This is a genomic window from Leucobacter sp. L43, assembly GCF_016597785.1.
Classification (GTDB): Bacteria; Actinomycetota; Actinomycetes; order Actinomycetales; family Microbacteriaceae; genus Leucobacter; species Leucobacter alluvii.
The window spans coordinates 1,712,693-1,730,953 of sequence record NZ_JAENJG010000001.1 but is presented as its reverse complement, the minus strand read 5'-3'; the positions used below and the strand labels follow the sequence as shown (position 1 = coordinate 1,730,953).

The following is an 18,261-nucleotide window of genomic DNA, read 5'->3' as shown; positions in this document are numbered from 1 at the left end:
CTCACGCGTGGGTTCCTCGCCGCGAGCCGCCCGTGAACTCCGGCCGTCGTTTCTGCTGGAACGCCGCGAAGCCCTCGCGGTAATCGTCGGTGTCGCAGAGGGCGGCCTGCACGCGGTTCTCGTGCGACATCGACCCCCAGAGGCCGAGCCGTTCATCGCGCAGCTCGGCGACGAGCGCTTTCGACGCGAGATACGCCTCGGTGGCGCCGCGGGCCGCGCTCGCAGCAGCAGCCCGGGTCGACTCGAGCACCTCGGAGTCGGGCAGGGACTGCGAGAAGAGGCCGGCTGCCACCGCCTCGACGCCTGACATGAGGCGTCCCGTGTAGATGAGATCGAGGGTGCGGTGCGCCCCGAGGCGTTCGAAGAAGAGCGCGTGCCCGCCCGAGTCGAGCGTTGCGCCGAGGTTCGCGAAGGGGCTGCCGATCTTGGCGGTCTCGGCCACGTAGACCACGTCGCTCGCGATCAGCAGACCGAGCCCGACGCCGAGACACGCTCCGTGCGCGATGGCGAACGTGGGGGCGGGGAAGCGGCTCATGCGTTCGAGCAACGGCTGCACGAGATCGTCGAGATAGCCGAGCACATCGTCGGAGCGGGGGTCGACGCCGGAGATGTCGCGCCCTGCGCAGAAGGCGCGCCCCTCGCCGCGCAGCAGGAGTGCGCGCACCCGCTGCTGTTCGGCCTCGGCGTAGGCCTCGGAGAGCTGGCGGATGTCGTCGGGCCCGAGCGCGTTCAGCCGCTCGGGGGCGTCGAGCGTGATCTCGGCGATGTCGTCGGCGACGGTCAGGGTGATCATGCTGGCTCCGATCGGGTCACGCGTCGTAGTCGACGACCACGCGGTCTGATTGCGGGTGGGATTGGCAGGTGAGCACGTACCCGCCCTCGAGCTCTTCGGCCTCGAGCGCGTAGTTCTCGGTCATCGACACCGATCCGGTGACGACCCGCGCGCGGCAGGTGCCGCAGACGCCTCCGGCGCAGGCGAACGGCACGTCGCTGCGCACGCGCAGTGCCGCGTTCAGGATCGTCTCACGTGCCGCGACCGGGCTCTCGACCGACGCGGAGGTGCCGTCGAGGGTGAAGTCGATGGTGATCGTCTCTTCTCCGGTGCGCACCTCGACGGGTCTCGCCCGCGTCGGAGCGGGCTCGCCCGTCGAGAACAGCTCGAAGCGAACGTGCGATGCCTCGACGCCGTGCTCGGCGAGGAGGTCGCGGCACAGCTGCACGAGCTCGAAGGGGCCGCAGAGCACCCATTCGTCGGCCATGCCGACCGGGATCACGGTGTTCAGGATGGTGCGCAGTCGCTCCTCGTCGAGGCGGCCCGACATCACGGGGGCTGACCGCTGCTCGCGCGAGAGCACGTGGTGGATGGCGAAGCGCTGCGGAAAGCGGTCTTTCAGATCCGCGAGCTCTTCGACGAACATGACGTCGAGGGAGGAGCGGTTCGTGAAGAGCAGGTCGAACCTGCTGGTCTCGCTGTGGGTGAGCACGCGATGCGCCATCGTGATGATGGGCGTGATGCCGGAGCCTGCGGCCACGCCGACGACGTGCCGGCCGTCGAGCTCGTCGAGATTCGAGGTGAAGGCTCCCTGCGGGGTCATCACCTGCAGCATGTCGCCGGCCCGCAGGGACTCGTTGGCCCAGCTGGAGAAGCGGCCTCCGAGGTCTCGTTTGATCGCGACCGAGATGCGCCCGGGCGTCGGGGGCCTACAGATTGAGTACGAGCGGCGAAGGTCCTCGCCGTCGATGGTGGTGCGGAGTGCGAGGTACTGCCCGGCGAGGTACGTGAACTCTGGCGCGAGCTCGTCTGGCACCTCGAAGGTCACCTCGACGCTCGATTCGGTCAGCGGGCGCACTTCCGCGACTCGCAGCTCATGGAATGTCGCGCGCTGCTTCGCGCCGAGATTGATGGCGGCCATGGTGCTCCTAGTGAACCTTGAAGTAGTCGAACGGCTCGAGGCAGTCCTGGCACTCGTAGAGGGCCTTGCAGGAGGTGGAGCCGAAGCGGGCGATCTCGCGGGTGCGGGTCGAGTGGCAGCGCGGGCACTTCACGGCGAGTGCGACGGTGATCGGGCCACGGCGCCCAGCCGCACGGAAGTCGGGGGGCGCAATGCCGTAGGCCTCGAGCTTGCGCTTGCCCGCGTCACTCATCCAGTCGGTGGTCCAGGCCGGGCTGAGCGTCGTATCGACGCGCACCTGCGGGTAGCCGGCCTCGTGCAGTCGCGCGGCGACGTCGTCGCGCATCTGATCGATGGCCGGGCAGCCCGAATACGTCGGTGTCAGCACAACGCGCACTTCGGTGTCGGTGGCCACCACCGAGCGGAGCACTCCCAGGTCTTCGATGGTGAGCACGGGCACTTCGGGATCCGGCACCTGCGCAGCGATATCCCACGCCAGCGCCGCTGCTGGCTCTGCCGGGCGCAGCGGGGTCACCATGACGCTCCCGGGTGCCGCCGCGGAAGCCACTGCATCTCGGCGAGGATGTAGCCGAGGCGCGTGCTGTGCTGGCCGTCGCGCCCGCGCGCTCGGGCGGGCTGCACGTCGGGGAGCTCGAGTCCGGCCTCGGAGAGCACGGTGCGCACGGTGTCGTCGAAGCCCGCTCGGAGGTCGCTCGGTCGCGCGGCGATGCCTGAGAGGCGGTCGATGAGCGGATCGTCGGCGAAGAGCTCGTCGACGTACGGCCACAGATCGCGCAGCGACACCGCGATGCGGCCGCGCGACTCCTCGGTGCCCAGGGCGAGGCGGAAGATCCACTGAGCGGAATGGTCGAGGTGGTAGCGCACCTCCCGCTCGGCCTTTCCGGCGATCGCGCGGAGTGTCGCATCGGTGCTCGAGAGCAGCCCCCGATACAGCTCGGCTTGGTAGGCGGAGCACAGAAACTGCCGTGCGATGGTGTCGCCGTAGTGACCGTTCGGCTGCTCGACGAGCCAGCAGTTGCGGAATTCGGGTTCGTCGCGCCAGAACGCGAGCTCGTCTTCGCTCTGGCCCGACGCGCTTCCGGCGTAGCGCAGCAGCGACCGGGCGTGACCGAGCAGATCGAGCGCGATGTTGCTCAGCGCCAGATCCTCTTCGAGCTCCGGGCCGCGCGACACCCACCACCCGAGTTGCTGGGAGAGGATCAGCGCGTCGTCGCCGAGGCGCAGGGCGTACTCGGCCGTCTCCGGTGCCGCGACTTCGCCGGAGCCGGCCAGCTCGTCGGCGAGATGGAGGTCGTCGACGCTGACGTCGCCGTGGAGGTCGTCGGTGGCCGCGGCGGGCTCGATGCTCACAGGTGCTTCACCCCTTCCGCACGCGAGTAGTAGACGGCGTGGCGGAAGTTCTTGCCCGCCGGTGACTCGAAGAACACGCCCTTCGAGTCGGGGTCGCTCGTGGTGATCGCGGCCGCCGGCACGACCCAGATCGAGACGCCCTCGTGGCGTCGTGTGTACAAGTCTCGTGCGTTGCGCAGCGCCATCGCCTCATCGGGTGCGTGCAGCGATCCGGCGTGCACGTGGCTCAAGCCGCGGTTGGCGCGGATGAACACCTCCCACAGGGGCCAGGACTCCGTGCCCGTCTCTCCGGGTGTCGACATCTGTGTCTCCTCGTAACGTGTGCGTACTGCCTACTGCGTACTGCGTGCTGCGTGCTGCGTGCTCGGCCGAGGTCAGGCCGCGAAACGGCGGCGATCCTGCATCTTCTGCGCGTAGGCGGCCGCGGCCTCGCGCACCCAGGCGCCATCGTCGTGCGCGTCGCGACGATGCCGCAGTCGCTCGGCGTTGGCCGGCCCGCGACCCGCGAGCACCTCTTCGAACTCGGCCCAGTCGATCTCGCCCATGATCCACTGGCCTGACTCCTCGTCGTAGCGCAGCTCCGGGTCGGGGCACTCGAGCCCGAGCGCCTCGAACTGCGGCACGCACATGCCGACGAAGCGCTGGCGCAGCTCGTCGTTCGAGAATCGCTTGATCTTCCACGCCATCGACTGCGCGGAGTTCGGCGACGCGTCGTCGCTGGGCCCGAACATCATGAGCGACGGCCAATACCAGCGATCGACCGCATCCTGGGCCATCTGCTTCTGCTCGGGAGTGCCGTGCGACAGTTCGTAGAGGATCTCGAATCCTTGGCGCTGGTGGAACGACTCCTCTTTGCAGATGCGCACCATCGCACGGCCGTAGGGGCCGTACGATGCGCGGCAGAGCGGCACCTGGTTGCAGATCGCGGCGCCGTCGACGAGCCAGCCGATCGCCCCCATGTCGGCCCACGTCGGCGTGTGGTAGTTGAAGATCGACGAGTACCGGGCTCGGCCTCGGATGAGCGCGTCGGTCATCTCCTCTCGAGTGATGCCGAGCGTCTGCGCGGCCGAGTAGAGGTAGAGCCCGTGGCCCGCTTCGTCTTGCACTTTCGCGATGAGGATGGACTTGCGCTTCAGGCTCGGTGCGCGGGTGATCCAGTTCGCCTCCGGCTGCATGCCGATGATCTCGGAGTGCGCGTGCTGGGAGATCTGCCGGATCAGGGTGCGCCGATACTTCTCGGGCATCCAGTCGCGGGGCTCGATGCGCTGCTCGTCGGCGATCAGGGCGTCGAAGCGCTCCTGCTCAGCGGTCTCCGTGAGTTCTTCAGTCGTCGTTGCCATCTGGTGCCTCCTTGCATCGGTGCAATGCGCTGCGACTCTCGCTCTGGGTGGAACAGTGGTGGTAGAGTTTCCAATGGAATTACTGACCGACCATTCAGTCAGTATACGCTTCCCTGCCCGTGACTGCAAAGGGGAGTGAGCCTTCCCGCAATCGACGCAACGGAGCGCCATATGAGTTCACCGACGAACGTTTCGCCGCACGGCGGCATCGAGGATCGCATCGCCTTCGACCCGAGCTGGTCCGCAACCGCCATGCTCCGCTCTGACACGGCCAAGACGGCATTCGGCATCCGACTCCAATCGCTCGAGCGCGGCAGAGCCGAGCTGTCGATGGCGGTGCGGGACGACATGGTCAACGGCTTCGGCATCACCCACGGCGGTATGGTCTTCACCCTCGCCGACACCGCCTTCGCCTACGCCTGCAACGAGGGCGAGAACGCCGTCGTCGCATCCGGCGTCGACATCACCTTCACCCGAGCCAGCCGAGCAGGCGACACGCTCACCGCAGTCGCCGAGCGGCGGTGGGTGTCGGGCCGCAACGGGCTCTACGACATCACCGTCCGCGACCAGCACGGCGACACGATCGCCGAATTCCGAGGCCGCTCGTTCGCCACCGACCGGCCGCTGCCCGCCTCCTGAGACTCCGAATACGAAAGAGCGCACCCATGATCACTGAGACTCACGCACCCGCGATCCCTGCCGCCCCTGCCACGCGCGCAGCCACTGAGGACGCCCCCATCGAGGCCGGCCTCCACCCGGCCGAGCGCCTCACGCGCGCCGAACTCGAGGCGCTGCAACTCGAACGTCTGCAGTGGACGGTGCGCCACGCCTACGAGAACGTACCGTTCTACCGCGAGAAGTTCGCCGCAGCCGGCGTGCATCCCGACGACATCCGCTCCCTCGCAGACATCGAACGGCTGCCGTTCACGACGAAGAGCGACCTGCGCGATCACTACCCGTTCGGGCTCTTCGCCGTTCCGATGGAGCAGGTGCGCCGCGTGCACGCATCGTCGGGCACGACCGGGCGGCTCACGGTCGTCGGATACACCGAGCGCGACCTCGACAACTGGGCGGACCTCATCGCGCGATCGCTGTACGCCGCAGGCGTGCGGCCCGGCTGGCGCGTGCACAACGCCTACGGCTACGGCCTCTTCACGGGCGGGCTCGGCGCCCACGCCGGCATCGAACGCCTCGGCTGCATGGTGATCCCCATGTCTGGCGGCCAGACCGAGAAGCAGGTGCAGCTGATTCGCGACTTCGAGCCCGACGCCATCATGTGCACGCCCAGCTACCTGCTGACGATCGCCGACGCGTTCGAGCGGGCCGGGCTCGACCCGCGCGGCACGAGCCTGAAAGTGGCGATCTGCGGAGCAGAGCCCTGGACCGAGGCGATGCGACGCGAACTCGAGGAACGCATGGACATCCGCGCCGTCGACATCTACGGACTCTCCGAGATGATGGGTCCGGGCGTCGGCAGTGAGTGCGTGGAGACGCAGGACGGTCCCCACATCTGGGAAGATCACTTCCTGCCCGAGATCATCGACGATCAGCTGCAGCAGGTGAGCGACGGCGAGACCGGCGAGCTCGTCTTCACGACGCTGACCAAAGAAGCCTTCCCCATGATCCGCTACCGCACACGCGACCTCACCTCGCTGCACGCCGGCACCGGCCGCCCGGCCCACCGCCGCATCGCCAAGATCACGGGACGCAACGACGACATGATCATCCTGCGCGGCGTCAATCTCTTCCCCACCCAGATCGAGGAGATCGCGTGCGAGGTCGACGGGCTGACGAGCCACTTCGTGCTCGAACTGACGAAGCGGGGGGCGCTGGATCACCTCACGATCAAGATCGAGGCCGATCCAGATGCGCACCCCGACGGTGCAGACGCCGCGCTGCGACGGCTGCAGAAGTGCGTGAAGGATCGGATCGGAGCGACGATCGGCGTGGAACTGGCGCCGATCGGGTCGCTGCCGCGCTCGGAGGGAAAGCTCAAGCGCCTCTACGACCTGCGGTAGATTTGCGTGCAGCGCGGAAGACCGCGCTCACGCTTCTGGAGGTGCGGGTCACCGAGCCTGAGGGGAACAGATCCATGGAGAGCTCGGACGCAGCACCCCGCAGGGGCCGACCGGGATACGACCAGAGCAGCATGCTCGAAGTCATCGTGCAGGTCTTCACCGACCACGGGTACGACGCTTCGTCGCTCGGCATGATCTCGAACAGGCTGGGGCTCTCGAAGTCGGCGGTCTACCACCACTTCGCCTCGAAGGCCGAGATGCTCGAGATCGCGCTCGAACGCGCCCTCGGCGCGCTGGAGCGCGTGTTCGACGAGGCCGAGGGGCGCGACACCGCCGAGGGCGGGGAACGCGAGGCGTCCGGTCGAGCCGATGCGGTGGGGCAGATCCGGGAGATCGTGCGCGCCGCCGTGCTCGTCGCCTGCGAGCAGCAGCCCTATCTGATTCTGCTGCTCCGCCTGCACGGCAACTCCGACGTCGAGCTTCGTGCGCTCGAGCGGCGCCGTGCGCTCACCGCGCGGCTGCGCGCCATCTTCGAGCGAGCGCGCAGCGAGGGCGCACTCCGCGACGACCTCGATCCAGGGCTCGCCGCCCGCTTCACGTTCGGCCTCGTGAACTCGCTCGTCGAGTGGTACCGGCCGGATGGCCCCGAGACCCCCGACGCGCTCGCCGACGCGGTGCTCGCCTACGTGCGCTCCGGGCTGCGGGTCAACGAGGTCGCCGACTTCAGATGACCCCGCCCGGGGCTGTCAGGCGGCCACCGCCTCGTGCGTCTTCGACACCAGCGTCAGCACGTCGTAGGTGGCGACGATCTCGCCCTCCTGGTTCGTGAGCACCGCGTCCCAGTGCACCTCGCCGTACTCGTCCGTCTCGCGCGGAATGATCTGCTTCGCCGTGAGCGCGACTCTGATGCGGTCGCCCGGCGATACGGGCGTAATGAAGCGGAGGCTCTCGAGGCCGTAGTTCGCGAGCACCGGCCCCGGCTCGGGTGAGACGAAGAGGCCTGCGGCGAATGACAGCAGGAGGTAGCCGTGCGCGACGCGGCCCGGGAAGAAGGGGTTCGCAGCCGCGGCCGCCTCGTCGGTGTGGGCGTAGAACGTGTCGCCGGTGAAGTCGGCGAAGTGCGCGATGTCGTCGAGGGTGATCTCGCGCTCCTCCGATACCACCCGATCGCCGACGCGCAGCTCCTGCAGCGATTTGCGGAAGGGGTGCGCCTCATCGCGCGTCGCGGCTCCTGCGTGCCACACTCCGGTGATCGCGGTGAGCATCTCCGGGCTGCCCTGGATCGCCGTGCGCTGCATGTAGTGGAACACGCTGCGCACGCCGCCGAGCTCTTCACCGCCGCCCGCACGGCCGGGGCCGCCGTGCACCAGGTTCGGCAGCGGCGAGCCGTGGCCGGTCGAGCTGCGCGCGTCGGTGCGGTCGAGCACGAGCATGCGTCCGTTCGCTGCAGCGCTCATGCGCGTGAGGCCGGCGACGAACTCGGGGTCGGCCGAGGCGACGCTCGTGACGAGCGAACCGCCGCCGCGCACGACGAGCGCGGCCGCCTCCTCCGGAGTCGCGTACCCGATCACCGAGGCCACAGGCCCGAACGCTTCGGTGTCGTGCACCCGGGGCGCCCAGGCGTCGTCGAAGCGGAGCAGGATGGGCTCCAGGAAGGCCGTCTCCTCGCCCGGATTCTGACCGTCTCCGAGCGCGATGCGACCACCGCCGTCGACGAGCGCCTGCACCTGCCGCAGCACCTCGTCGCGCTGCTCGATCGAGGCGAGCGCGCCCATGGTGGTCCCGTCCGCGCGCGGATCGCCGACGACGACCTTCGACGCGATCCGGTCCCGCACGGCGGTGATGAGCGGGTCGACCAGCGTGAGCGGCACGATGGCACGGCGAATGGCGGTGCACTTCTGCCCGGCTTTCGAGGTCATCTCCGCGACCAGCTGACGCACGTACGCGTCGAATTCCGGCGTCCCAGCCACCGCGTCCGGGCCGAGCACCGAAGCGTTGATCGAATCGGTCTCCGCGCTGAAGATCACCCCTCCGGCCTGCACTGCGTCATGGCGGCGCAAGCCGTCGGCCGTCGATGCCGAGCCGGTGAATGCGACGACGTCGCCGAGACGCGCATGGTCGAACACCTCGCGGATCGATCCTGTGACCAGCTGCAGGGATCCTGTGGGCAGCAGCCCGGATTCGACCATGATGCGTACGAGGTGCTCGGTGACGTATGCGCCCGGCGTCGCCGGCTTCACGATGGTGGGCATGCCGGCGAGGAAGGCGGGCGCGAGCTTCTCGAGTGCGCCCCACACCGGGAAGTTGAAGGCGTTGATCTGCACCGCGACGCCGGGGAGCGTGGTGCGGATGTGCCGGCCGAGAAACGTGCCGTCCTTCGACAGGGGCTCGACGGGACCGTCCAGTTGCACGCGCGCGTTCGGCAGCTCGCGCCGCCCCTTGCCCGAATAGGTGAAGAGCACGCCGATGCCGCCGTCGATATCGACCCAGGAGTCGGCCTTCGTGGCGCCCGTTCGCGTCGAGAGCTCGTACAGTTCGGCCTTGCGCTCGGTCAGGGCCAGCGCGAGCTGCTTCAGGATCACCGCGCGCTGATGGAAGGTGAGTTCGCCCAGATGGCGCTGGCCGACCGTCCGTGCGTATTCCATCGTGCCCGCGAGGTCGAGACCTTCGCTCGACACGATCGCCACCGGTTCTCCCGTGGTCGCGTCGCGCACCTCCGCGCCTCTGGTGATATCGGCCGGGCTCCACCATGCGTCGTGGACGTAGCTCTGCAGCGTGCGGGTCATCGGTGACTCTCCTGTCGTGCTGGTGCTGGTGCTGGTGCTGGTGCTGGTGCTGGTCATGCTGGCCAGTCGTAGAAGCCGCGGCCGCTCTTGCGTCCGAGGCGCCCGTCCGCCACCAGGTCGCGCAGCAGTTGCGGCGGGGCGAACGTCGGGCCGAGATCGCGTTCGAGCTGCTCGGCGATGCCGAGTCGCACGTCGAGCCCCACGATGTCGGTGGTGCGCAGCGGACCGACGGGGTGCCGGTAGCCGAGCTCCATCGCCAGGTCGATATCGGCGGCCGAGGCGACGCCCTGCTCGACCATGCGGATCGCCTCGAGCGCGAGCGCCACACCGAGGCGGCTGGAGGCGAATCCGGGCGCGTCGTGCACGGTGATCGGTGTTTTGCCCAAGGCGCGCGCCCAGCCGGCCGCGATCGCGGGCAGCTCGGGCGCGGTACCGGCGCTCACCACGACCTCGATGAGCGATGAGGCCGGCACCGGATTGAAGAAGTGGAGGCCGACGAACCTGTCCGGGCGGTCGAGGGCCTCGGCCAGTCGGGTGAGCGGGATCGACGAGGTGTTCGACGCGATCACGGCGTCGTGCGGGAGCTGCCGCTCGATCTCTGCGAGCGCCTCGGTCTTGAGCTCGAGCGATTCCGGCACCGCTTCGATCACGAGCGAGCAGGCGCCGAACGCGGTGATGTTGGTCGCGACCGTGAGCGCCTGCTTGAGCAGCGCAGCGTCGCCCTCGTGCCCGCGCGCGATCGATGCGTCGATGCTCCGCTCGATGCGCTCGCGCGCCGAGTCGGCTGCCGCGACGTGCTGCTCGACCACCACCACGTAGGCTCCCGCGAGCAGGAAGGCGTGCGCGATGCCGCCGCCCATGCGGCCGCCCCCGAGCACGCCGACGCGCGATGGAACGGTATCGATGCGCGGATTCTCGTTCGCTGCGTTCATCGCTGCTGCTTTCGCTCGAGGAAGGCGGTCATGCGCCGATGCTTCTCCGGGCTGTCGAAGAGGATCGCCTGTTCGGTGAGATCGACCTGCGGGTGGGCGGAGCGGGGCGCGCCGAGCACGCGCTTCGACGCCTGCACCGCAGCCGGGTCGAGTGCTGCCACGCGCTTCGCAATGGCGACCGCCGTCGCGAACGCCGCGTCGCCGTCGGCGTGCAGATGGGTGACGATTCCGGCGGCGAACGCTTCGTCGCCTGACAGGATGCGGCCGGTGAGCACCATCTCCGCGGCGATGCCCTCGCCGGCGATCTCCCGCAGCCGCCAGCTCGCTCCTGCCGCCGCGATGATGCCGAGGCCGGGCTCCGGGTTGCCGATCGTGAGGGACTGCGTGCCGATGCGGATGTCGGCGCTGTACGCCAACTCCGCGCCGCCGCCCAGCGTGTGCCCCTCGAGCACCGCGATCACCGGCATGGGGAGGGCGTGCACGCGCAAGAACGCGCGGGTGTTGATGCCTGCGCGGGCGTCAGCGGCCGTCCGCTCCCGCAGCTGGGCGATGTCCGCGCCGGCCGCGAAGGCGCCGCCGGCGCCTCGCAGCACCAGCGTTCGAGGGTGCGCTTCGAGCGAGGCGCACAGCTCGTGCAGTGCGTCGATCACGGCCAGGTCGATCGCGTTCCGCTTCTCGGGCCGATCGAGCGTCGCCAGCACGAAGTCTCCGCGATCCTCGACGCGCAGGGCCGCGCCGGTCATGAGGCCACCCGCTCGATGATCGTCGCCGTTCCCTGGCCGACGCCGACGCACATCGTCGCGAGGCCGTAGCGCGAGCCCTCGCGCTCCATCCTGGCGAGGAGCGTCACGAGGAGGCGCGACCCCGAAGACCCGAGGGGGTGCCCCAGCGCGATGGCGCCGCCGTCGGCGTTGACGCGGGCGGGATCGAGACTGAGCCGTCGCATGCAGGCGAGCGACTGCGAGGCGAAGGCTTCGTTGAGTTCGATCGAGCCGATGTCGTCGATCGTGAGCCCAGCGCGGGCGAGTGCCTTCTCCGTCGCGGGAACCGGCCCGAGTCCCATGATCTCGGGGGCGAGGGCGACGGAGACGCTGGTCACGATGCGGGCCCGCGGCCTCAGGCCGTGGCGCTCGACAGCCTCGGCGCTCGCCACGACGACCGCCGAGGCGCCGTCGTTCAACGAGGAGGCGTTGCCCGCCGTTACGACGGTGCCGCCGTCGACGACCGGGCGCAGGTCGGCGAGCACCTCGATCGATGTGCCCGGCCGCGGTCCTTCGTCCGTGTCGACGATCCGGGTCTCCCCGCGTCGTCCTGCGACCGCGACCGGCACGATCTCCTCGATGAAGCGGCCGCCTGCGATGGCTGCCAGGGCGCGGCGATGGCTTTCGGCGGCGAACGCGTCGGCGTCCTCCCGGCTCACGCCGTCGACCCGGGCGACCTCCTCAGCGGTCTCGGGCATCGAGTACGTCGCCTTGTCGCGGCGCTGCAGCTCGGGGTTCGTGAAGCGCCAGCCGATGGACGTGTCGAATTGGGCGCCGGGTTTCGCCCATGCCCGATCGGGCTTCTGCTGCACCCAGGGCGCACGGGTCATCGATTCGACGCCGCCGGCGACGATCAGGTCGGCGTCGCCCGCGCGAATCGCCTGCGATGCGTTCGCCACCGCGGTCATGCCCGACGCGCAGAGTCGATTCACCGTGTAGCCGGGCACGCTGTCGGGGAGGCCAGCGAGCAGGACGGCCATGCGTGCGACATTGCGGTTGTCCTCCCCGGCCTGGTTCGCAGCCCCGAGGATCACCTCATCGATCTCAGAGCCGGGAATCGCGGCTCGTTCGGCCGCCGCGCGCACCACGATCGCGGCGAGATCGTCGGGGCGCATCGCAGCGAGAGCGCCCCCGTGCCGGCCGACCGGCGTGCGCACGCCGCCTACGAGAAATGCCTCTGGCATGGGCGGTGACCTCCGTGTCTGCCCGAGTCAGTCGAATTAGTGACTGACCGTTCGGTAATGAATACCAGAATAGGGGGCCGCGTCACCGCGCGCAAACACGCCCCGCAGTATTGATGGCTCCCAGACGCGGGGCCCGAACATGAACAGTCGGGGGAGAGTCGCAACTCGACTTGCGGACTACATCGGCGGGTTCCAATATAGAAACATGTCGAATCAAGAACTCGGGCGCATCACGGCCCAGTACGGCGGGTGCCCGATGCTGGAGGCGTGCGCATGACGGACACATCGATCCGCACTACTCCGAAGCGCCTCTCCACGCTCGACAAATGGATGCCGCTCTGGATCGGGCTCGCGATGATGGTGGGGTTGCTGCTCGGCCGCTTCGTCCCCGCGCTCTCCGACGCGTTGTCCGCGATGGAAATTGGCGGGATCTCGATTCCGATCGGCCTGGGCCTGCTCGTGATGATGTACCCGGTGCTCGCGAAGGTCCGCTATGACAAGGTTGCCGCTGTCGCCGGAGACAAGAAGCTCCTGGTCTCCTCGCTGATACTGAACTGGCTCGTCGGGCCCGCTGTCATGTTCGCGCTCGCGTGGATCTTCTTGACCGACCTGCCCGAGTATCGCACTGGGCTGATCATCGTGGGGCTCGCGCGCTGCATTGCGATGGTCGTGATCTGGAACGACCTCGCCTGTGGCGACCGAGAAGCGACCGCCGTACTCGTCGCAATCAACTCGGTCTTCCAGGTCGTCGCATTTTCTCTCCTCGGTTGGTTCTACCTGACCATCCTCCCGAGCTGGCTCGGTCTGGATACGCAGGGACTCGACATCTCCGTGTGGAAGATCGCACTCAACGTGCTGGTGTTCCTCGGTGTCCCGCTCCTCGCTGGATTCGCATCCCGGTTCATCGGCGAGCGTCGGAGGGGACGCGAATGGTACGACGATACGTTCGTCTCGAGGATCGGACCCTGGGCGCTGTACGGGCTGCTGTTCACGATTGTGCTGCTGTTCGCGCTGCAAGGCGAACAGGTCACGTCGAACCCGCTCGACGTTGCGCGCATCGCGTTGCCGCTGCTCATCTACTTCGGCGTGATGTGGTTCGCGGGCCTCTTGCTCGGCAAAGGGCTCGGTCTGGGCTACGCGCGATCTACGGCACTGGCGTTCACCGCAGCGGGAAACAACTTCGAGTTGGCGATCGCCGTCGCCATCGGCACGTTCGGTGCAACCTCGGGCCAGGCGCTCGCCGGGGTCGTCGGCCCCCTCATCGAGGTCCCCGTCTTGGTCGGCCTCGTCTACGTCTCGCTGTGGGCAGCCAGAGCCTGGTTCCACACCGACCCGTACGCCCCTGAAATTGTCACTGCTCCCGATGTGAGGACCACATGACCCGCACGACCGCCATACCCGACGCCGAGATGTGCGGGGTATCGACGACGCACGCGATCAGCACAGCTGCTGCCACAACCGTGGCCCGGGCACTCAAAGCGCTCGCCGACCCGCTGCGGCTGCGAATGTTGTCCGCGATCGCGACCGATCCGCGGGGTGAATCCTGCGTGTGCGACCTCGCGGAGCTCGCCGACGTGTCTCAACCAACCGTTTCACACCACCTGAAAGTGCTGAAGGAGACCGGCATGCTGCTGTCGGACCGACGCGGCACGTGGGTCTGGTATCGGATCGCGCCTGCGAAACAGCGCGCCGTCGCAGCCCTGCTCGACGCGTTCGCCCCTGCAGCAGTCGCCGATGCCTCCGATGAAGCCAGGCCCAGTGACGAGGCGATGCGCGAGCTCGACGGTCGATTCACGCGTCTCGGCGAGGAGCTTGCCGATGAATGGGCCGACTTGCATCGTGATCTCGTGATCTCAATCGTGCGCGAGTCGTTCGCGGGCTTGGTACGTTCCGCGAAGGTCACCCGTCACCTGATCCCGCTCACTGAGCGCTTTGCCCGGCAGCGTCTTGCCGACCTGACTCGCGACCGCGGAACCGGGGTGCCGCAAGTTCTGTTCGTGTGCGTTCAGAATGCGGGCCGGTCTCAACTCGCCGCGGCCATCGTCAACCAGCTCGCCGACGGTGCTGTCCTCGCCCGGTCGGCCGGCTCGACCCCGGCCGCCGAGGTGCACCCGCGTGTGCGCTCCCTGCTCACCGCGATCGAACTTGATCGAGGGGCCGGGGAGGCGTACCCGAAGCCGCTCACCGACGACGCCGTGCGCGCCGCCGATGTCGTCATCACGATGGGGTGCGGCGACGTCTGTCCGATCATTCCGGGCGTCCGCTATGAGGACTGGGCCGTCGGCGACCCGGCCCTCGCCTCACCCGAAGGCGTCGAGGCTATCCGCGACGACGTCGAGGGCCGCGTCCGCGAACTCCTCACCACGCTCACCAGCAAGCCCCGGAGGACCTCGTCATGACCACAGCTCAGAAGCCTTCCGTCTTGTTCGTCTGCGTCCATAACGCCGGTCGTTCTCAGATGGCTGCAGGTTACCTGCGTCAGCTCGCGGGAGACCGGATCGAGGTTCGTTCTGCCGGATCGATACCCGCCGATCAGATCAACCCCATCGCCGTCGAAGCCATGCTCGAGGAGGGTGTCGACATCGCCGCCGAGCAACCGAAAATGCTCACGCCCGAGGTGGTGCAGGTCTCGGATGTCGTGATCACGATGGGCTGCGGCGACGCGTGCCCGTTCTTCCCTGGCACGCGCTATGAAGACTGGAAGCTCGACGATCCGGCGGGCCAGGGCATCGAGTCGGTGCGCCCGATCCGCGACGAGATCAAGGGTCGTGTCGAAACCCTCATCGCGGAACTCATCGCGCGATAGGCCGGGCGGCGGAGCACACGGAGTACGGGGTGGCGCCTCGGCTTCTACCCGGTGAGCGCACTGGTCCGTGCATATCGATCATTTCCGGCCTTCCGTTCAGACCGGAACAGACTCTACGGTGAGGAGACGCCAACGGTGCAGATCGTCGGCAGATCCGATCGCCCAGGTTCACTTGAGAAGGCCACCATGACGCGCACCGCACCCGACGGCGACTCGTGAAGGCGGCCGACCGCGGAGCGCTCGTCTTGGTCGCACTGCTCTGGGGCGTCAACTTCGTCGCGGCGAAAGTCGCCCTCGCATCCTTCACGCTGTGGGAGCTGCGCGTCATCACCTTCGGCGGCGCCGCCGTCGTCTTGGTCGTGATCGCCCTCTGCACCCGCACCAGACTGCGCATCGGCGATCCTCGCGACCTGGTCCGCCTGCTGATCGCAGGCGCGTTCGGGATCGGAGGGTTCGGCGTGTTCTCGGCGCTCGCGCTGCTCAACACCACCGCAGGGCGCGCCACGATCTGCGTCTACACCATGCCGATCTGGGTCGTGCTGCTCGCACGCTTCGTGCTTCGCGAACCGATCACCGCGAGACGGTCGGCCAGCCTCGCCCTCGGTGCTGCAGGGCTGGTGATCCTCGCGTGGCCGCTGCTCGGCACCGGCGACTGGCTCGGCGCGCTCTACGCGCTGGCCGCCGCGGTGAGCTGGGCCATCGGCACCGTGTACCTGAAGCGCATCGATGTGGACGCCCCTCCGATCGCGACGACCGCATGGCAGCTCGTCGCGGCTGCTGCGATCTCACTCGTCGGCCTCGCCCTCGACCCGAGGACCGCTCCCTTCCTGTTGACCGGCAGCGCAGCCGCAGGGCTCGCCTACAACGCCCTGCTCGGCACCGTGATCGCGTACCTGATCTGGTTCGGGCTCCTCCAACGGATCTCGGCGGGTGCTGCGGGCCTTGGAAGCCTCCTCGTGCCGCTCTTCGGAGTCCTCGCCTCCGCGGTGCTCCTCGGGGAGATCCCCACGGCGCCCGACCTCGTCGGCCTCGGCCTGATCCTCGTCGCTGCGGCGATCCCGCTCATCGCACCCGCGAAGCGCAGCTAGCAGGTGGTGTCGGGCGTCACCGTCGTCCACGGTGAGTGCCTGCCGTCGAGCGAGAGCAGTCGCATCTCGATCATGACGTCAGTGATCGGAGCATCGTGCAGCCCGTCCCACTGCGAGAGCGGAGTGAGGGAGGGTGTCCACCACCACGGATTCGGGTCGGGATCCGTGCCCGTGAATACGTTCTCGAAGATGACGCCGGAAGGGTCCTGCACGCTGGGATACGCAATGAGGAGCACGGGAGCAGTCGACGGCAGCTGCGTGATCCGCGCCTGCAGCGCGCCCGCCGTTGACGACGTTCCGGTCAGCACGAAACCCTGGTCCGGGTTCTCGGCGTAACAGGCGAAGCCGACGAGCAGCGTGGGATCGGCATCATCGACCGGCTCGCCGCCGGAATCGCCGCCCGCGTCTGCGTCCGCACCGCCGATCGCATCGGCGTCCGCGGTCGATGCGGCTGTGTGCGCTCCGGTGGCTCCCGCATCCGCGCCCCCGGCGGAACCGGATGCACCGGATCCGTCGCTCGACGCGGTTCCCGTTGAGTCGCCCTCCACGCTGCCTGATCCATCGGCCGAGGCATCACCTGTCCCTCGCGAATCGCCCGACTCATCGCCGGCAGGGTCGGGACCCTCGGAGGGCCCCGGGCCCGGTGCGGGTTCGACGCCCAGAATCTCAACGAACGCTCGGCGATCATCGTCCGCTCCGGTGTGCTCGCGCTGATCGGATGACTCAGAGCCCCCATCCCCGGAGTCGGAGTCGGAGTCGGAGTCGGAATCCGCTCCGCCGCCGAGCGGCGCATCTGCGGCGTCACTCGACGACGCGGGCGCTGCTGCCGAGATTCCGGAGCCGGTGGCGGCAACGGGCGCCGTCGACGCGCTCAAGGCCAGTGCCGCGGTCACCACGGCGGCGATGCCCACGATGGTGGCGCCGGCGATCACCGCGGTTCTCGCGGGTGCGCTCGAGAGATGCTTCCGGATCGTGCCGCCGGTACTCGCGGCCGCCGGCGTGCTCCCGGTGAAACCGCCCAGCAGGGCGGTGGCCGAACCGCCGCCGACGAAGATGGTCGCCAGGATGAGGGCGAGCTTGCGGTTCAGGAGCGCGACCTCATCGGCGGCTGAAGCGCACGAGCGGCAGGTCTGCAGGTGCGCCTGCACCGCGCGCGAGCGCGCACTCGTCAACTTTCCGCGTTGATACCGCTGCAGATCCTGCAGCGTGGATTCGCACTCGGCGGAGGCGAGTTCGCGCTGCACGTGCGCTTCGACCCATGCGGATGCCAGAGCCTCGCGGGCCCGTGAGGCGAGGGCTGACACAGCGTTGGGCTTGATCCCGAGCAGCTGCGCCGCCTCTCGAGGGGGCAGACCCTCGACTTCGGTGTACCAGAGCACCGATTGCCAGCGCTCGCTGAGCGAGTTGAAGGCCTGCGCCGCGGCGTTGCGGTCGAACGCATGGTCCTCCCACGGATCTGCTTCGGGGATCTCGTGGGATTCGTGCAGTTCTGCAACGTGCGTCTCCGGGCTGCGGAGCTTGTCTGCGGCGACCGACTGCACGACCCGGTACAGGTACGGCCGAAAGGCGCCGTGCGGGCCCCTGCCCTTCTCGATGCTCTCGATGATCTTCAGGTAGGCGTCTGACACCACGTCTTCCGCGTCCAGCGACGGCGCGATGCTTCTGGCCGCAACGATCGCCGGCCGAACGTGCCGCTCCCACAGCACGGCGAGCGCCGCGGAATCTCCTGCCCGGTACGCGGAGAGGAGGTCCTCATCGGAGTCGTGCTGCTGGTCGGCCACGATCTCATCCCCCTTCGCGCTCCCGATGTTGCGATGCCGGAGAGCACCCCGATGCATTATGAGTCCTTTTCTCTCGGAATGCACGTCTTCCCCGGAATCCACGCCACGCCATCGCGGGATCTCCGGTACGCGACATGAGCGGGCGGCGGAGAGTTTTCTCGAACATTTCGTGAAACGTGCGTCACGAAACGGGGCGTGCGCCGTGTTATCGGTGAGTCGGCTCCTGTGGACCGTTCCCCGACGTACTCCGGGAGCCGACCGTTGCCTGCTCCGAGGCGCCCCAGACATTCCACGGGCGCCCC

General features: G+C 68.5%; 18 protein-coding genes. 7 read left to right on the top strand and 11 right to left on the bottom strand.

Annotated features, from left to right (window positions below; genetic code table 11):
• Position 1: 1 nt before the first annotated feature.
• From JE033_RS08055 to paaA, 6 genes are all read right to left on the bottom strand, one after another.
• A complete protein-coding gene (locus JE033_RS08055) occupies positions 2 to 793 on the bottom strand; it encodes an enoyl-CoA hydratase/isomerase family protein (protein WP_200330650.1) in 792 nt (263 codons plus the stop codon).
• A 16-nt stretch (positions 794 to 809) separates the two neighbouring features.
• Positions 810 to 1,913 carry a 1,2-phenylacetyl-CoA epoxidase subunit PaaE gene (paaE, locus tag JE033_RS08050; RefSeq protein ID WP_200330648.1) on the bottom strand — a complete coding sequence of 368 codons (1,104 nt, stop codon included), beginning with the start codon at positions 1,911 to 1,913 and terminating at the stop codon, positions 810 to 812.
• Between the two features lie 7 nt (positions 1,914 to 1,920).
• The gene (gene paaD / locus JE033_RS08045; RefSeq protein WP_200330646.1) at positions 1,921 to 2,430 is read right to left on the bottom strand and encodes a 1,2-phenylacetyl-CoA epoxidase subunit PaaD; all 510 of its coding nucleotides are present in this window, start codon (positions 2,428 to 2,430) and stop codon (positions 1,921 to 1,923) included.
• Positions 2,424 to 3,263: a 1,2-phenylacetyl-CoA epoxidase subunit PaaC gene (paaC, locus tag JE033_RS08040; protein ID WP_370567923.1), complete on the bottom strand. Its 840-nt coding sequence runs from the start codon at positions 3,261 to 3,263 to the stop codon at positions 2,424 to 2,426. Before paaC ends, paaD begins: the two co-directional genes overlap by 7 nt.
• The gene (paaB, locus tag JE033_RS08035; protein ID WP_090145939.1) at positions 3,260 to 3,565 is read right to left on the bottom strand and encodes a 1,2-phenylacetyl-CoA epoxidase subunit PaaB; all 306 of its coding nucleotides are present in this window, start codon (positions 3,563 to 3,565) and stop codon (positions 3,260 to 3,262) included. The genes paaC and paaB overlap by 4 nt, the downstream gene beginning before the upstream one ends.
• A 72-nt stretch (positions 3,566 to 3,637) precedes the next feature.
• Positions 3,638 to 4,603, bottom strand: a complete 966-nt coding sequence (gene paaA, locus JE033_RS08030; protein WP_200330644.1) for a 1,2-phenylacetyl-CoA epoxidase subunit PaaA — start codon at positions 4,601 to 4,603, stop codon at positions 3,638 to 3,640.
• A gap of 171 nt (positions 4,604 to 4,774) precedes the next feature.
• Between paaA and paaI the strand changes: the two genes are divergently transcribed.
• From paaI to JE033_RS08015, 3 genes are all read left to right on the top strand, one after another.
• Positions 4,775 to 5,242 carry a hydroxyphenylacetyl-CoA thioesterase PaaI gene (gene paaI, locus JE033_RS08025; RefSeq protein WP_090145943.1) on the top strand — a complete coding sequence of 156 codons (468 nt, stop codon included), beginning with the start codon at positions 4,775 to 4,777 and terminating at the stop codon, positions 5,240 to 5,242.
• Positions 5,243 to 5,268: 26 nt separating this feature from the next.
• Complete coding sequence (gene paaK, locus JE033_RS08020; RefSeq protein WP_200330641.1) at positions 5,269 to 6,621, top strand: phenylacetate--CoA ligase PaaK; 1,353 nt, start codon at positions 5,269 to 5,271, stop codon at positions 6,619 to 6,621.
• A gap of 74 nt (positions 6,622 to 6,695) precedes the next feature.
• Positions 6,696 to 7,352 (top strand): TetR/AcrR family transcriptional regulator, encoded by a 657-nt coding sequence (locus JE033_RS08015; protein ID WP_090147301.1) that lies wholly within the window; start codon positions 6,696 to 6,698, stop codon positions 7,350 to 7,352.
• 15 nt (positions 7,353 to 7,367) lie between these two features.
• On the opposite strand, the gene paaZ is transcribed toward JE033_RS08015, so the two are convergent.
• The 4 genes from paaZ to JE033_RS07995 are packed head-to-tail and all read right to left on the bottom strand — an operon-like array spanning position 7,368 to position 12,284.
• Positions 7,368 to 9,407, bottom strand: a complete 2,040-nt coding sequence (gene paaZ / locus JE033_RS08010) for a phenylacetic acid degradation bifunctional protein PaaZ (protein WP_200331111.1) — start codon at positions 9,405 to 9,407, stop codon at positions 7,368 to 7,370.
• A gap of 53 nt (positions 9,408 to 9,460) precedes the next feature.
• Positions 9,461 to 10,339 carry a 3-hydroxyacyl-CoA dehydrogenase family protein gene (locus JE033_RS08005; RefSeq protein WP_200330639.1) on the bottom strand — a complete coding sequence of 293 codons (879 nt, stop codon included), beginning with the start codon at positions 10,337 to 10,339 and terminating at the stop codon, positions 9,461 to 9,463.
• Entirely contained in the window at positions 10,336 to 11,082 is a 747-nt protein-coding gene (locus JE033_RS08000) for an enoyl-CoA hydratase/isomerase family protein (protein WP_200330637.1), read from the bottom strand. Before JE033_RS08000 ends, JE033_RS08005 begins: the two co-directional genes overlap by 4 nt.
• On the bottom strand, positions 11,079 to 12,284 hold the full coding sequence (locus JE033_RS07995) for an acetyl-CoA C-acyltransferase (RefSeq protein WP_200330635.1): 1,206 nt from the start codon (positions 12,282 to 12,284) through the stop codon (positions 11,079 to 11,081). Before JE033_RS07995 ends, JE033_RS08000 begins: the two co-directional genes overlap by 4 nt.
• 273 nt (positions 12,285 to 12,557) lie before the next feature.
• On the opposite strand from JE033_RS07995, the gene arsB reads away from it, so the two are divergent.
• The 4 genes from arsB (at position 12,558) to JE033_RS07975 (ending at position 16,178) form a co-directional block, all read left to right on the top strand.
• Positions 12,558 to 13,664 carry an ACR3 family arsenite efflux transporter gene (gene arsB, locus JE033_RS07990; RefSeq protein WP_200330633.1) on the top strand — a complete coding sequence of 369 codons (1,107 nt, stop codon included), beginning with the start codon at positions 12,558 to 12,560 and terminating at the stop codon, positions 13,662 to 13,664.
• Positions 13,661 to 14,683 carry a metalloregulator ArsR/SmtB family transcription factor gene (locus JE033_RS07985; protein WP_200330631.1) on the top strand — a complete coding sequence of 341 codons (1,023 nt, stop codon included), beginning with the start codon at positions 13,661 to 13,663 and terminating at the stop codon, positions 14,681 to 14,683. The genes arsB and JE033_RS07985 overlap by 4 nt, the downstream gene beginning before the upstream one ends.
• Positions 14,680 to 15,090, top strand: a complete 411-nt coding sequence (locus JE033_RS07980) for an arsenate reductase ArsC (RefSeq protein ID WP_200330629.1) — start codon at positions 14,680 to 14,682, stop codon at positions 15,088 to 15,090. The genes JE033_RS07985 and JE033_RS07980 overlap by 4 nt, the downstream gene beginning before the upstream one ends.
• Positions 15,091 to 15,305: 215 nt before the next feature.
• The gene (locus JE033_RS07975; RefSeq protein WP_200330627.1) at positions 15,306 to 16,178 is read left to right on the top strand and encodes a DMT family transporter; all 873 of its coding nucleotides are present in this window, start codon (positions 15,306 to 15,308) and stop codon (positions 16,176 to 16,178) included.
• On the opposite strand, the gene JE033_RS07970 is transcribed toward JE033_RS07975, so the two are convergent.
• Entirely contained in the window at positions 16,175 to 18,016 is a 1,842-nt protein-coding gene (locus JE033_RS07970; protein ID WP_200330625.1) for a sigma-70 family RNA polymerase sigma factor, read from the bottom strand. The genes JE033_RS07975 and JE033_RS07970 overlap by 4 nt on opposite strands.
• Positions 18,017 to 18,261: the final 245 nt, after the last annotated feature.

Bases quoted from the DNA above. Each gene is read 5' to 3' on its own strand.
- JE033_RS07995 (WP_200330635.1), bottom strand. From the start codon at position 12,284: ATGCCAGAGGCATTTCTCGTAGGCGGCGTGCGCACGCCGGTCGGCCGG.
- arsB (WP_200330633.1), top strand. From the start codon at position 12,558: ATGACGGACACATCGATCCGCACTACTCCGAAGCGCCTCTCCACGCTC.
- paaK (WP_200330641.1), top strand. From the start codon at position 5,269: ATGATCACTGAGACTCACGCACCCGCGATCCCTGCCGCCCCTGCCACG.
- paaI (WP_090145943.1), top strand. From the start codon at position 4,775: ATGAGTTCACCGACGAACGTTTCGCCGCACGGCGGCATCGAGGATCGC.
- JE033_RS07985 (WP_200330631.1), top strand. From the start codon at position 13,661: ATGACCCGCACGACCGCCATACCCGACGCCGAGATGTGCGGGGTATCG.
- JE033_RS08000 (WP_200330637.1), bottom strand. From the start codon at position 11,082: ATGACCGGCGCGGCCCTGCGCGTCGAGGATCGCGGAGACTTCGTGCTG.
- paaD (WP_200330646.1), bottom strand. From the start codon at position 2,430: ATGGTGACCCCGCTGCGCCCGGCAGAGCCAGCAGCGGCGCTGGCGTGG.
- paaA (WP_200330644.1), bottom strand. From the start codon at position 4,603: ATGGCAACGACGACTGAAGAACTCACGGAGACCGCTGAGCAGGAGCGC.
- paaZ (WP_200331111.1), bottom strand. From the start codon at position 9,407: ATGACCCGCACGCTGCAGAGCTACGTCCACGACGCATGGTGGAGCCCG.
- JE033_RS07970 (WP_200330625.1), bottom strand. From the start codon at position 18,016: ATGCATCGGGGTGCTCTCCGGCATCGCAACATCGGGAGCGCGAAGGGG.
- JE033_RS08015 (WP_090147301.1), top strand. From the start codon at position 6,696: ATGGAGAGCTCGGACGCAGCACCCCGCAGGGGCCGACCGGGATACGAC.
- JE033_RS07980 (WP_200330629.1), top strand. From the start codon at position 14,680: ATGACCACAGCTCAGAAGCCTTCCGTCTTGTTCGTCTGCGTCCATAAC.
- JE033_RS08005 (WP_200330639.1), bottom strand. From the start codon at position 10,339: ATGAACGCAGCGAACGAGAATCCGCGCATCGATACCGTTCCATCGCGC.
- paaE (WP_200330648.1), bottom strand. From the start codon at position 1,913: ATGGCCGCCATCAATCTCGGCGCGAAGCAGCGCGCGACATTCCATGAG.
- JE033_RS08055 (WP_200330650.1), bottom strand. From the start codon at position 793: ATGATCACCCTGACCGTCGCCGACGACATCGCCGAGATCACGCTCGAC.
- paaB (WP_090145939.1), bottom strand. From the start codon at position 3,565: ATGTCGACACCCGGAGAGACGGGCACGGAGTCCTGGCCCCTGTGGGAG.